13 protein-coding genes are annotated in these 13,182 nt (G+C 66.8%); 5 read left to right on the top strand and 8 right to left on the bottom strand.

From position 1 onward, the window contains the following. The first annotated feature begins 203 nt into the window (after positions 1-203). Entirely contained in the window at positions 204-878 is a 675-nt protein-coding gene (locus tag B1964_RS00440) for an MmpS family transport accessory protein (RefSeq protein WP_253193831.1), read from the top strand. Positions 879-920: 42 nt separating this feature from the next. Here B1964_RS00440 and B1964_RS00435 read toward each other — a convergent pair whose 3' ends face one another. From B1964_RS00435 to B1964_RS00410, 6 genes are all read right to left on the bottom strand, one after another. Then, a complete protein-coding gene (locus B1964_RS00435; RefSeq protein ID WP_079928385.1) occupies positions 921-1,766 on the bottom strand; it encodes a DNA-3-methyladenine glycosylase in 846 nt (281 codons plus the stop codon). Between the two features lie 25 nt (positions 1,767-1,791). Further along, complete coding sequence (locus tag B1964_RS00430; protein WP_079928384.1) at positions 1,792-2,253, bottom strand: polyketide cyclase; 462 nt, start codon at positions 2,251-2,253, stop codon at positions 1,792-1,794. 92 nt (positions 2,254-2,345) lie between these two features. Continuing rightward, entirely contained in the window at positions 2,346-3,425 is a 1,080-nt protein-coding gene (locus tag B1964_RS00425) for a CaiB/BaiF CoA-transferase family protein (protein WP_079928383.1), read from the bottom strand. Further along, on the bottom strand, positions 3,422-4,051 hold the full coding sequence (locus tag B1964_RS00420; protein WP_253193830.1) for a TetR/AcrR family transcriptional regulator: 630 nt from the start codon (positions 4,049-4,051) through the stop codon (positions 3,422-3,424). The genes B1964_RS00425 and B1964_RS00420 overlap by 4 nt, the downstream gene beginning before the upstream one ends. A gap of 5 nt (positions 4,052-4,056) precedes the next feature. Next, the gene (locus B1964_RS00415) at positions 4,057-5,658 is read right to left on the bottom strand and encodes a class I adenylate-forming enzyme family protein (RefSeq protein WP_079928381.1); all 1,602 of its coding nucleotides are present in this window, start codon (positions 5,656-5,658) and stop codon (positions 4,057-4,059) included. Next, the gene (locus tag B1964_RS00410) at positions 5,655-6,293 is read right to left on the bottom strand and encodes a nitroreductase family protein (RefSeq protein WP_079928380.1); all 639 of its coding nucleotides are present in this window, start codon (positions 6,291-6,293) and stop codon (positions 5,655-5,657) included. Before B1964_RS00410 ends, B1964_RS00415 begins: the two co-directional genes overlap by 4 nt. Before the next feature lie 144 nt (positions 6,294-6,437). Here B1964_RS00410 and B1964_RS00405 point away from each other — a divergent pair, with 144 nt between their 5' ends. Beyond that, a complete protein-coding gene (locus tag B1964_RS00405; RefSeq protein ID WP_079928379.1) occupies positions 6,438-8,387 on the top strand; it encodes an NAD(P)/FAD-dependent oxidoreductase in 1,950 nt (649 codons plus the stop codon). Positions 8,388-8,536: 149 nt separating this feature from the next. On the opposite strand, the gene B1964_RS00400 is transcribed toward B1964_RS00405, so the two are convergent. Together B1964_RS00400 and B1964_RS00395 are read right to left on the bottom strand one after the other, a co-directional pair. Next, the gene (locus B1964_RS00400; RefSeq protein WP_079928378.1) at positions 8,537-8,827 is read right to left on the bottom strand and encodes a type II toxin-antitoxin system RelE/ParE family toxin; all 291 of its coding nucleotides are present in this window, start codon (positions 8,825-8,827) and stop codon (positions 8,537-8,539) included. Beyond that, positions 8,824-9,099 (bottom strand): type II toxin-antitoxin system Phd/YefM family antitoxin, encoded by a 276-nt coding sequence (locus B1964_RS00395; RefSeq protein WP_079928377.1) that lies wholly within the window; start codon positions 9,097-9,099, stop codon positions 8,824-8,826. The genes B1964_RS00400 and B1964_RS00395 overlap by 4 nt, the downstream gene beginning before the upstream one ends. Positions 9,100-9,283: 184 nt before the next feature. On the opposite strand from B1964_RS00395, the gene B1964_RS00390 reads away from it, so the two are divergent. Genes B1964_RS00390 through B1964_RS00380 form a run of 3 tightly spaced genes read left to right on the top strand, consistent with a single transcriptional unit; the run spans position 9,284 to position 13,178 of the window. Continuing rightward, entirely contained in the window at positions 9,284-10,615 is a 1,332-nt protein-coding gene (locus B1964_RS00390; protein WP_079928376.1) for an SWIM zinc finger family protein, read from the top strand. Next, on the top strand, positions 10,612-12,090 hold the full coding sequence (locus B1964_RS00385; protein ID WP_079928375.1) for a DUF5691 domain-containing protein: 1,479 nt from the start codon (positions 10,612-10,614) through the stop codon (positions 12,088-12,090). The genes B1964_RS00390 and B1964_RS00385 overlap by 4 nt, the downstream gene beginning before the upstream one ends. Continuing rightward, positions 12,087-13,178 carry an AAA family ATPase gene (locus B1964_RS00380; RefSeq protein ID WP_079928374.1) on the top strand — a complete coding sequence of 364 codons (1,092 nt, stop codon included), beginning with the start codon at positions 12,087-12,089 and terminating at the stop codon, positions 13,176-13,178. The genes B1964_RS00385 and B1964_RS00380 overlap by 4 nt, the downstream gene beginning before the upstream one ends. Positions 13,179-13,182 lie beyond the last annotated feature (4 nt).

The following is a 13,182-nucleotide window of genomic DNA, read 5'->3' as shown; positions in this document are numbered from 1 at the left end:
CTCAGACAGGGCATTTCGTCTACCCCTCACCGCCCGAACAGATACAAATCGGTGGATCGAGGCTAAACCACCGACTCGACGGCCCGCTGGTTTACTCTCTCTACAGATATGCCGAGCCCGCGCGCTTCAGGTGGTGAACTCGGTGTGGCGACTGCCGTCTCGATCGGCGGCGTCGCTGCTCATCGAAGGCGAAGGGGAACGTCATGTCCGGCCCGCAGAATCCGTGGAACGACCCGAATCAGGGCCCGTCACAGTTCGACCAGCCGACGCAGCTGGGTCAGCCGGTGCAGCAACCCGGGTACTCCCAGCAGCCTGGATATTCGCAGCCGCCAGGCTATCAGCAGCCCGGATACCCCGAGCAGGGATATCCGCAGCAGGGTTATCCGCAACAGGGATATCCCGGATACGCGCAACCCGGTTACCAGCAGCCCGGGTATCCGCAACCCGGCCAGGGCGGTCCGGGCTTTCCGCCGCCGAAGAAGCGGCCGGTGTGGCCGTGGATTCTCGGTGGCGGAGTCATCCTCCTCATCATCGTTGTCGTGGTGGCCGTCGTCGCGCTCGTCGGCTTCGGCAAGGACGTCGAGAACAAGGTCAACGGGCCGGTGACGGTGACCTACCAGGTCACCGGCGACGGGTCGAGTGCCTTCATCGCGTACATGACATCGGGTGGCACGGTCTCCGAGGCGCAGAATGAGTCGGTGCCGTGGACGATGGACGTCTCGTTCGCCGGCTCGCTCAAACCCGTGAGCCTGGCCGCCAGCAACGGCGTCGACGACTCGGGAAGCATCACCTGCACCATCAAAGAAGGCAGCAAAGTGATTGCCACCGACACGAAGTCGGGCGAGGGCGCCGTCGCCGCGTGTGGGGGCACCACCTAAACCGCATCAGGGTGATGTTGTGCCCGCAATCCGGGCACAACATCACCCGGAACGATCGCCTTCGGACCGCGCGCGCAGGTACACCGACGCCCACGTCCGAAAAGGCTTCCACGCGTTCGCGATCTCGGTGAGTACGGCGTCGGGCCCGTACAACCGCGCCACCTCGGCGGTGAGGCGGCGTTCGTTGGCGGGCGCGCAGTCGGGGGCGTTGGCACCGCGCAGCACGATCAGTTCGGCGGCGAACGGCCCGATGCCCTTGATGCGTTGCACCGCGGTGATCGCGTCCTGCGGGTCCATCGCCCGCAGCGCGGCGGTGTCGAGTGCGCCCTGCTCGGCGGCGTCGGCGACGGCATGGAGGTACTCGAGTTTGCGGCCGGGGAGGTCGATGTCGAGGTCGGCGAGTCGAGCCGGCGCAGGAAAGGCTCCGTCGTCACCGAAGCGGTCGGTGATGGCGGCACGGGTCCCTGCGGCTTGGACGATGCGCACCCGTTGCGAGAGCACCGACCAGGCGGCGGCCTCGTAGGCGGAGTGAAAACCGCAGGGCCGCAACCCCGGAAGCGCTCGCTGTGCGCGTCCGATCACCGGGTCGCGCTCGCCGACGGCGGGCCACTGGCGGGCGTCGACGTCGAGGGCGAGGAAGCGTGCGGTCTGCTCGGCGGCCGCGTCGAGATCGCCGTCGCCGCTCACCTCGATCTCCGCGGTCTGCTCGCGCTGAGTCACGGTGACTCGTGCGGCCGACCAGTCGGCGTCGACGCGGAACACCGTCGACAACCGTCCCGGCTCCTGCGTGCCGCGCAACGCGGAGGGGGTGAATCCCTCCCAGAACTCGCGGCTGGTGTCCAGCGACCATGGGCCAAGGATCTCGCGGGTGATCGTCAGCGTGCTCATGGCGCCTCCCTTGTCCGCGAATTGTTCAGTGCGACTCCACTGTTCGCGCGAGAATCCCCAACGTGGCGCGCAGACCGGCCTCGGGGATGATCGGGAACCGGCCCTTGATGTCCTCGTTGGTCACGCGACTCCAGTCGTAATACGTGGTCACCCGCGTGCCGTCGTCGGTGGCCTCCAGGCGATAGCCGTAACGGTGATCCAGCGGCGGGCGGACGGTGCCGGCGATCGTCCACTCGATCCACCGGTCCTGCTCGAAGCCGGTGATGATCACCCGCACGTCGTACTTGCCCATCGGTAGATCGTTGAGCGACTCGCGATCCATGTGCACGACGAACTCGTCGTCCACCGCCGACACCGGCGAGCCCTCGGCGCTCTGCAGCATCCCCGAACTGTCGATGGTGACGTGCCCGTCGGGCGAGGTGAGGACGGAAAAGATGGCTGCCGGATCGGCCTGGATCACGCGGCTGATCTCGAACTGCTCGGACATGTGGTGCACTCCCTGCGATCGACGACGTGGTAGGCCCAGGCTATGCCCATCGCGGGCCGGTATGGGTCAGCCTGACCGCATCTGAGCGCCGATCAGTCCCACTCCTCGAGCACCGAGTCGATGCTCGAGGCACTCGCCTCCACCGGAGCTCGCGGTACCGATCGGGAGAATCGTGGTGCCGGAGCCGGCTGTACCCGTCCGCCGACCTCGACATAGCTGCCGCGCTCTCGAGCATAGGGGTGCCGCGCGGCCTCATCGAAATCGAGAACTGCTGTGACACAAGCATCGACGCCGTCGAAGGCAGATGTCCAGGCGGCACGGGTTGCGCCCGCAAACCGCGCGGCGAGCGCATCGCGCAGGACGGGCCAGTTCGCCCGGTCCCACCGGTCGGGGAGGTCGCGGAGCTCGAGTACCTCGATCAGGTTGCGCCAGAATGGTTCTTCGAGGGCTCCGACGGCAACGTAGCCGTCGGCGCACGCGTAGGTGCAGTAGAAGGGTGTCGAACCGTCGAGCAGATTACCTGTCTCGCGCGGCGTCCATCGCCCCGCCGACTTCCACGACCACTGCAGCTGGGCGAGCACTGCGGCCCCGTCGGTCATCGCGGCGTCGATCACCTGGCCGCCGGACCGTTCCCGTTCGAACAAGGCCGCCAGCACGCCGACCACGAGGAACATCGAACCGCCGCCGAAATCGGCGACCAGCGACAACGGTGGTATGGGCGGTGCGCCTGCGGGCCCCATGGCGTCCAGGATGCCGCTCATCGCAAGGTAATTGATGTCGTGGCCGGCGACGTGTTGATACGAGCCGCCCTGACCCCAGCCGGTCATGCGAGCGTAGATCAGGTGCGGGGCGAACTCGAGAACCTCGTCAGGACCGAGGCCCAGCCGTTCCATCACACCAGGGCGAAATCCCTCGACGAGGATGTCGGCGTGTGAGAGAAGCTGTCGCAGTGCGTCGATGGTGTCGGGGTCCTTGAGGTCGGCGTCGATGACGCGTCGTCCGCGCCACAGACCGGCATCGGCATCGGCGATGCCGTCTGGTCCCACGGTGCCGCCGGGCCTGCGGACCTGGACGACGTCGGCACCGAGATCGGCGAGCACCATGCACGCATGCGGGGTCGGGCCGAGTCCGGCCATCTCGAGCACCCGAATGCCCTCCAGCGGTCCGCTCATGGGTCGTCCTGGGGCGCATGGAGAATCCCCCGAATGGTGAAATCGGTGTAGTCGGCGACGAGATGATCGACGTCGTGATTGTCGCGCAGCCACCAGCTGATGCCGTTCATCACATCGAGCACGGCGATCGCCGCCTGTGCGGCGTCGCGGACCTCGAACTGCCCGGCCCGCGCGCCGGCCGCGATGACGTCCCGCACGCGCCGCTGGTAGTACTTTCGATAATCGGTGACGATGGCGCGATGCTCGGGCAACAGAGCCGACAACTCCCGCAGCGACACAAGGTGTTCCACGCGGTGCGCGGCGAGGTGCCGGATGTGGATCTCGACGAGCGCGGTCAGCCGCTGCACCGGTGTGCCCTCTCCGTCGAGGACCTGCAAATGCACCTGCGGATCACGGGTCATCTGGAGCGCGATCTCGTAGAGGATCTCCTCCTTGGAATGAAAGTGGTTGTACAGGCTCGCACCTTTGATACCGACGGCCTCGGCGATGTCACGCATCCCGGCATTGCTGTAACCGTGATCGGCAAAGTAGGCGGCGGCGGTGGCGACGATCTCGTCGCGTCGCAGCCGAGGACGAGCGGGGGTCTCGCCCGGACGGCCGGGGTCGAGCGGGGTGACGTCGCCCACGTCGCTCAGCTCTTTCCGTACCGACGTCGGAGTTCACGCTTGAGGAGTTTTCCCTGCGGATCAGTCGGCAGGTCGGTCACGAGGTGAATCACCTTGGGTACCTTGAACCCTGCGAGGTCCGCGCGGCAGTGCTCACGCAGTTCCTCGGCGGTCACGCCGGCGTCGTCCTGGAGAACGACGAACGCGGTGACCGCCTCAGACCAGTAGTCGTCCGGCAGTCCCACGACAGCTGCGCGTTGTACCCCGGGATGCTGTTGCAACACCCGCTCGACCTCCTGCGACGACACGTTGAACCCGCCGGTCTTGATCATGTCCTTGCGGCGATCCCGGAAGAACAGGTTACCGTCGTCGTCGATGCGCACGATGTCGCCGGTGTGTACCCAGCCGTCCTCGAACACCGCGGCGGTGCGTTCGGGGTCCTTGAAATATCCGAGCATCACCGACGGTGTGCGGCAGAGGAGTTCACCCTCCTCGGCGTCGTCTCCGTTACCGTCGACCACCCTGATCTCCAGATGTCCGACGGGCTTGCCGATCCAAGTCGGATCGTGATCGGGGACGTCACGCAGTTCTTTGAACCAGCCCACCGACCCCAGTTGGGTCAGCTCGGACTGCCCCCAGTAGGTGCCCCACACCGACTCCGGGGACGCCTGCGCCCACGCGTCGACGGCGAACGGCGAGACCTGGCCGCCGTAGGTGAGGCAACGCCGCACCGTGCCGACGGTGTCGGCACCGAAGTCGGCGTGATTGGCCAGGGCGATGTAGAAGGTCGGGGTCTGCGCGATCACCGAGATCTGTTCGTCCCGAATGATTCTCAACGACTCGCCGGGGTCCACCGACGGTGGGAGCACCAGGGTGGCGCCCAGCAGGGTGAGTGACGTCAGTGAGCCGATACCGGCGATGGTGTGGAAGGGCATGACGTAGAGCCACACGTCGTCGGGCAGGCACCGAAGTCCCCAGGTGTAGGCGGGTGCGGTGGAGATCAGGTAGTTGCGGTGGGGGATAACCACGCCCTTGGGTGCCGACTCGGTGCCGCTGGTATAGACGATCATCGCGATGTCGTGCTCGTCGACATCGGCGTCGGGGTCGGCGTCGGATGCCGCGGCGAGCGCTGCGTCGAAGGACGTCCACGCAGGGTTCGGCGGATCACCGATGACGATGACCGCGGCGCCGCACTTCTCGGCGATCGGCGCCGCGAGCTCGGCGTTCTCGGCGGCGACCACCAGTACCGCCGGCTCGAGATGTTCGATCTGCTGGGCGATTTCGCGCGCCCCGAACAGCGGGCTGAGCCCCGAATAGTAGGCGCCGATCTTGAGCGCGCCGTAGTAGGCGATGATGTTCTCGACCCGGTTGCGGCCCATCACCGCGATCCCATCGCCCCTGCCGACACCGGCGGTGCGCAGCGCGTGCGCGAAGCGGTTGGCCGACGCGTTGAGATCGCGGTAGGTGGTGGCGGTGCGTGTGCCGTCAGCGGCGTAGGAGATGACCGCCGCCTTGTTCGGCTGTGAACGGGCGAGTCGTCGGAGATGATCACCGATCGTCGCCCGTCCGAGCGGGGACCGTTGGGTCGCGGTCAATCCGCGGGTGAGGTCCTCGGTGCCGGCGGTCACGTGAACATCGGGGCGTCGAAGCGGTCGAGGAACGCGATCTCCTCGACCGGAGTGCGAGTGAGTTTGCGCGGGAATCCGTCTCGTGGATAACCGACGGCGACATGCGCCGCGGTGAGGAACCCGTCGGGGATGTGCAGCAGCTCTTTGACCGCGGGCTCTTCGGCGCAGAGCAGGGTGGTGAGGGCGCTGGCAATGCCCTGCTCCCGCAGGGCAAGCGTCAGATTCTGCACCGTCGGGTAGATCGACGCGCCGCCAACGACACTGAGACGATCGAGTTCGTTGTCGGTCGGGTGGAGCCCTTCGACCTCTGCGCACACGACGACCAGGACGGGCACCTCACCGAGATGGTGGGCGAAGTAGTTGGCGCTCTCGACGGTGGCGGGCACCGCACCGACTGCTTTGCTGCCTTCGATGACCGCCGCGTAGTAGGCCTCCCAGTACGGCAGGTACAGCTCGGCGAGACGCTGCTTGACGGCATCGTCGCGGACGATGACCCAGCGCACCGGCTGACGGTTACCGCCCTGCGGGCCGAACCGGGCGTGGTCGAGCGCCTGGTACAGCACGTCGTCTTCGACGTACTTGTCGCTGAAGTAGCGGCAGGTTCCTGTTGAGCGCATCGCTTCGCTGAGTTCCATCGTGACTCCTGTTCAGGTGCTCCGCTAACCGCAGTTAGCATGATGTGGATCACAGTTACATGAGCAGGAGAGCCTGTCAAGAGTGGTTTACTCGACTTGTCCAGGTATTGACCGATTGAGACTAACGATGGTTAGTTGATAGTCATGACGGCAAGCATCACACCCGGCCTGGACCCCGCAGGCCTCGACGCCGACCGTCTGCGCTCGGCAGTCCGCGCGGGCAACATACCGACGTTGATCGCGATCCTGGTGGAGATGACCGGCGACAACCGCTGGCTCTCCGAGCGATACCGGCCGACACGGTCACGTGGAATGGACGACAACAGCAGCGGGGGACTCGATGCCGATGTGCAGCGGGAGATCTGCGACGCGGTGACCGACGCCGTACTCGCCTGGAATGCGGCCGGCCGGCCCGAGCGGGTGCCGCCGAGCGCCGACCTCGTCGCCGCAGTTCTCGACTTCACCGCCGGTGAGCCGGTGCCCTATGAGTTCAGCCCGATGATGGCCGAGATCGTCGGCGGGCACACGACCGTCGACACCCCGTCCGCGCCCGACACCACCACGGCGGGTCTGTCGGCGGTGGTCATCGGGGCCGGCGTCGCGGGGATGCTCATGTCGGTGCAGCTGAGCGCCGTCGGGATCCGACACGTCATCCTGGAGAAGAACGACGAGGTCGGCGGATCATGGTGGGAGAACCGGTATCCCGGGGCCGGTGTGGATACTCCGAGCTATCTGTACTGCATCTCCGGATTCGATCATGACTGGTCGACACATTTCGGGAAGCGGGACGAGGTGCAGCAGTACCTGGCCGCGTACGCAGATCGTCATTCGATCCGCGACCGGGTCCGCTTCGGCGTGGAGGTTGAGTCCGCGATCTATGACGCGGACGCCCAGCAGTGGACGGTGACGGCCCGACAGGGCGACGGCGGCACCGAGGTGTTGCAGGCGAACCTGGTGATCAGTGCAGTGGGACTGCTCAATCGGCCCAAGACGCCGGACCTTCCCGGAATGGACACCTTCGGTGGCGAGATCTTCCACTCCGCGCACTGGCCGGCACATCTCGACGAACCGGGCGCGTTGCGCGGCAAACGAGTGGCCATCGTCGGCTCCGGCGCGAGCGCGATGCAGATCGGCCCAGCGATCGTCGACGAGGTGGCCTCACTGGCGGTTTTCCAACGGTCGCCGCAATGGATCGCCCCCAATGACGACTACTTCTCACCTGTGGGCGACGACGTGCACTGGCTGATGAATCACGTACCGGGTTACCGGGAATGGTATCGAGCCAGATTGTCGTGGATCTTCAACGACAAGGTGCATTCGACCCTGCAACGCGATCCCGACTGGGAGGAACCGACCGCCTCGATCAACGGTGCCAACCACGGCCACCGCCGGTTCTATGAGCGCTACCTGCGTGAGCAACTCGGCGATCGAGACGATCTGATCGCGCTGTCGACACCGGATTACCCGCCGTTCGGCAAACGCATGCTGCTCGACAATGGCTGGTATGCGATGCTGCGCCGACCCCACGTGTCTTTGGTGCCGCACGCCGTCACCGAGATCACGCCGACCGGCCTCGTCGACGCGGCGGGCGTCGAGCACGACGCCGACATCATCGTTTTCGCAACGGGTTTCCACAGTGACCGCTTCCTGTACCCGATGGAGGTTCGCGGCCGCAGCGGTCGGTCGACGGTACAGGTGTGGGGTGAGAACGACGCCCACGCTTACCTCGGGATCACCGCCCCCGACTTCCCCAACCTGTTCATCCTCACCGGACCCAACACCGCGCTCGGCCACGGCGGGAGCTTCATCAGCATCCTGGAGTGTCAGGTCCGGTATGTGCGCTCGGCGATCGATCTGATGCTGCGCAACAAGATCGGTGCCCTGGAGGTGAGATCCGATGTCACCGACGAGTACAACCGGGCCGTCGACGCCGCGCATGCCCAGATGGTGTGGACGCACCCGGCGATGACCAACTGGTACCGAAACTCCGACGGTCGAGTGGTGGCGGTACTGCCGTGGCGGATCATCGACTACTGGAAAATGACCCGAGCGATCGACGAAGACGACTTCTGTGCCGAGCCGAGGAACTGCTGAGCATGAGTGGCCTGCGTGCGCGAATATCTGTGCCCGACGAGGTGGAGATGGTACGAACACCTACGCTCACAACGGTATTGGAGCAGCGAGGTTCGGCACCGCGATGATCCGCATCGGCGAGTGCCTGGATACGCAGTGTCGCAGTCGAGTCAGGCGCGGTAGGCGTGAGCGCGGTGGTCGATTCTGACGATGATGATCGTGTGGCCGGATTCGTCGATGCGGAGCAGGACGCGGTAGTCGCCGCGGCGGGCACTGCGGAGGCCGTCGAGTTCGTCGCGCAGCGGTTTGCTGAGCCGGTGGGGGTTTTCGGCAAGGGGGCCGGAGATGAACTCGATGACGGCGTGGACGATCCGGGAGGGGAGTCGTTGGAGGTCGCGACGGGCCGGGAATGCGACCTCGACCCGGTACGGGTCGGGCGAGCCGACGGCGTCCTCGCTCATTCGGGCGGCATGCCGTATTCGGTGCGCAAATCCTCGAGAGAGGTCGTGTGGCCAGCCGCGTACTCGGCGTCGGCAGTCGCCACGTCGTCGCGGATCCCGGATCTCGAGAGCCAGTAAATCGTCTCGTGCAGCGATTCGAGATCGTCGGCCGACATGAGCACCGCAGCCGGTTTGCCGTGTTTGGTGATCGTGATGATGTCGTGCGTGGTCGCGGCGCTGTCGATGAGCGCCGAGAGCTTGTCCTTGGCTTCACCGAGTGGCACTGTCGTCATGAATCGATTCTAGCCGCAGAAATAGCGTTCCACTAGCCATACATCTAGCCGCAACCGGTACTGGTTCTCGCCGACCAACGTCAATCACCGAGCGGATAGCTGTCGAGTGACGACGGTCGCCCACCCGGATGACACTGACCACCACCCATGGTGCACGTCAGTGAACTGTGGTTGATTGTCTGCCATGGGTGGGCGATGGTCGGCGGATCAGGTGTTGGCGCTCGCACCCGACGCGTCGTCGGTCAAGGCCGGCCAGAAACTCGCCACCCCCACCCCGTGGACGGGCACCGGCGCCACCGACACCCTCGTCTGGGGCCTGTGCAAGGGCAGCGGAAAGACGCCGTACCAAACGATCGTCGACATCGGTGCACCCGCCTACAAATGCTCCTGTCCGTCACGCAAATTCCCGTGTAAACACGCACTCGGGCTGCTGTTGCTGTGGTCGCAGGACGAGGTCCCCGACGCCGCCGAACCCGCCGACTACGCCGCGGCATGGCAGGCCGGACGTGCCGATCGCGCGACCAAGAAATCCGCCGAACCGTCCGCGCCGAAAGATCCGGACCGCGCCGCCAAGACCGCCGCGCAGCGCGTCGAACGCGTCCGGTCCGGTATCGATGAGTTGCAACTGTGGCTGACCGATCAGGTCGGCAACGGCCTCGCCGGCGCAGAGGTCGACGCCTACCGACGATTCGACGCCGTCGCGGCACGGCTCGTCGACGCCCAGGCACCCGGACTGGCAACCCGCGTCCGACGCCTGCCCGCGCTGTTCTCCGGCGTTGATTCCGCCGCGGTCGACTGGCCCGCCCGCCTCCTCGAAGAGCTGGGCCGCCTGTGGTCGTTGAGCGTCGCCCACCAACGCCTCGACGAACTCCCCGACGATCTCGCGGCCACCGTCCGCCGACACGTGGGCTATCCGACAGCCAAAGCCGACGTGCTCGCCACGGACGGGATCGCCGACACCTGGCTGTGCGTGGGCCGCCGCGATACCGACGAGGACGGCCTGCTGAGCCGACGCACCTGGCTGTGGGGTGCCACCGCGCGCCGCTACGGGATGGTGCTCGACTACGCGCCCACCGGCGCGACCCTGCCACTGCGACCGGTCACCGGCGAGGCGATCGCCACCACCATGCACTTCTACCCGGGCACACCACGCCTTCGGTGCGTGTACGACGACACCACACCACCATCGGATGCACCCGCCGCCGACCCCGTCGGCACACTGGAACCGATGACCCTCACCGCCGCCCGACACGTCCGCGCCCGCGCGATCGCCGACGACCCGTGGGCACAGACCTGGCCGGTCCTCGTCTCCGGACGGCTCGGCCGCACCGACGACGCGACGCCCGCGCTCATCGACGCCGACGCCATCGCGGTCCCGCTCACCGGCCTCGCCGATCGGTGGGCGCTGCTGCTCGCGCTCACCGGTGGCGCGGACGTCGCCGTGTTCGGTGATCTCGGCCCGCAGGGGCTCGACGTGGCGTCGGTGCTGGTGGATGGCACGGTGATAGGACTGTGAGCACCTGGGACGAGGTGGTGTCGGCGGCGCTGGTGGGCGTACGCACCCGACCGATCGGCGTCGACGGCGCCGACCCGCTCATCGGTGCACACCTCACCACCGAGATCGCCGACCCGGCGGTGCTCAGCCTGCAGATGGCCGCACTGACCGCCGCAGCGCACACCGCGACCGGATGCGAAACCACCAGCGCCACAGCCATCCCCGAGGAACCCGACGATCCGCGACCCCCGATGTCGCCACTGGCCGCCGCGTACGCCGAGCGTGCGCTCGCGCTGTCGCCGGGGATGGCACAGTGGTGCCTGAACCGGCTCGCGGCGTCGGGTCTGCGCCCACCGCCGTCGATGCTGCCCGACCTGCTGCGACGCACCGCACGATCCGCTGACGTCCGCCCGGCGATCACCGTGATCGTCGGCCCCCGCGGCCGGTGGCTCGCCCGTCACGCGCCCGAGCTGAAAGCGGTTCTCGACGACGCCGCAACCCTCACCGCCACAGAAGATCTCGACGACTCGGACTGGACTCACGGCGAGCTCGCCGACCGTGCGGCGTACCTCACGGCACTGCGCGAACGTGAACCCGACGCCGCCCGCGAACTCCTCGCGTCCGGCTGGGCGACGGAGAGCGGACCGGACCGGGAACTGTTGCTGCCCATCCTCTCTCGCCGGTTGTCGGCCGCCGACGAGGACTTCCTCGAACGCGCTCTTGACGATCGTCGTGCCAAGGTGCGTGCGAGCGCCGCGGAGATCCTCGACCATCTCGACGGGTCGGCGCACCGACGACGGCTCATCGCCGCGGCGAGCGGCCTCCTCGAACTCGGCACGCAACGTCGAGGCCTCGTCCGTCATCGCAGCGTGCGCGTCACCCTGCCCACCGCACCCGATCCCGCGCTGGCACGCGACGGGATCTCCTTGACCGCGCCCCGCGGTATCGGAGTCGGCAGACATGTCCTGACGCAACTGGTCTCCAGAATCCCGCCGCGATCGTGGGAGGAGTACTTCGAGTTGTCACCCGACGAGATCGTCGCCGCGATCGACGCCGACGAGATCGCGCTGATCCGCGGACTGTGCACGGCAGCCATCGCATTCTCCGACTCCCATTGGGCCACCGCGCTTCTCGCGCAACGCGAAGCTTTGTCGATGGTGGTGTCGATCGCCGATCGGCAGGTCGTTATCGACACGTTCACGACGCTGACGGCGGAGCGGCAACTCGTCGCACTCGGTGCTCTGCCCACGCCGTGGCCGGAAGCGCTGGCGCGCAGCGCATTCACCGCTGTCCTGAAGATGGTGGTGAGCCAGAAGTTCATTCCGCGCGGCACCGCCACCTGGTTCGACATGATGGCAACCGGACTCCCCGCCACCGATACCTGGCGAGCGACGGTCGACGCCGCGCGGGAGACGTATCCGGTCGTCACCACCCAACTTGCCACGCTCGCCGAGGCGTTACGCATCCGATCCGTCCTAGACAGGGAGCTTGAGTGACCACCGACAACGAACTCCTCCGCCCACATGCCGAGCAGCTCTACGCCGCAGAGCTGGAAGCGTTGGCCCGCAACGATACCGCCGCCCGACCGGCCAGCTGGCTGCTGTCGCCGTCGGCGGTCGTCACCTACCTGCTCGGCGGCACCCTCGACGACGGCACCGTCATCACCCCGAAGTACATCGGCCCACGCCGCATCATGGAGGTGGCGGTGGCAACCCTGGCCACTGACCGCGCCCTGCTGCTCCTCGGAGTGCCCGGCACCGCCAAAACCTGGGTGTCCGAACATCTCTCCGCAGCCATCAGCGGCACCTCGACACTGCTCGTGCAAGGCACAGCAGGCACACCGGAGGAAGCGATCCGCTACGGCTGGAACTACGCCCGGCTCATCGCCGAAGGACCGTCGACCGAGGCGCTGGTGCCCTCACCGATCATGATCGCCATGCAGCAGGGCAAGATCGCGCGTCTCGAAGAACTCACCCGCATCCCCTCTGACGTGCAGGACGCACTCATCACCATCCTGTCGGAGAAGACGCTCCCGATCCCCGAACTCGGGATGGAAGTGCAGGCCACCAAGGGATTCAGCGTCATCGCCACCGCCAACGACCGCGACCGCGGCGTCAACGACCTCTCCTCGGCGCTCCGCCGACGCTTCAACACCGTCGTCCTGCCGCTGCCCGCCAGCGCCGACGAAGAAGTCTCGATCGTCACCCAACGTGTTGCCGCACTGGGCAAGACACTGGAACTACCCGATCTGCCCACCGCCGCCGACGAGATCCGCCGCGTGGTGACCGTCTTCCGCGAACTGCGGTCCGGGGTCACCGAGGACGGCCGCGCCAAGGTCAAAACACCCAGCGGCACCCTCTCGACCGCGGAGGCCATCTCGGTGATCACCCACGGCATCGCCATGTCGGCGCACTTCGGCGACGGTGTGCTGCGCCCCGCCGACGTCGCTGCCGGAATCCAGGGCGCGGTCATCAAGGACCCGTCCGCCGACGCCGTCGTCTGGACCGAATACCTGGAAAGCGTTGTGCGCGAGCGCGACGACTGGGCCGACTTCTACCGTGCCGCGCGATCGGCACTGAGCTGAGCAC

This window comes from Gordonia sp. i37, assembly GCF_002043085.1.
Classification (GTDB): domain Bacteria; phylum Actinomycetota; class Actinomycetes; order Mycobacteriales; family Mycobacteriaceae; genus Gordonia; species Gordonia polyisoprenivorans.
This window is presented reverse-complemented; position numbering and strand designations above follow the sequence as displayed.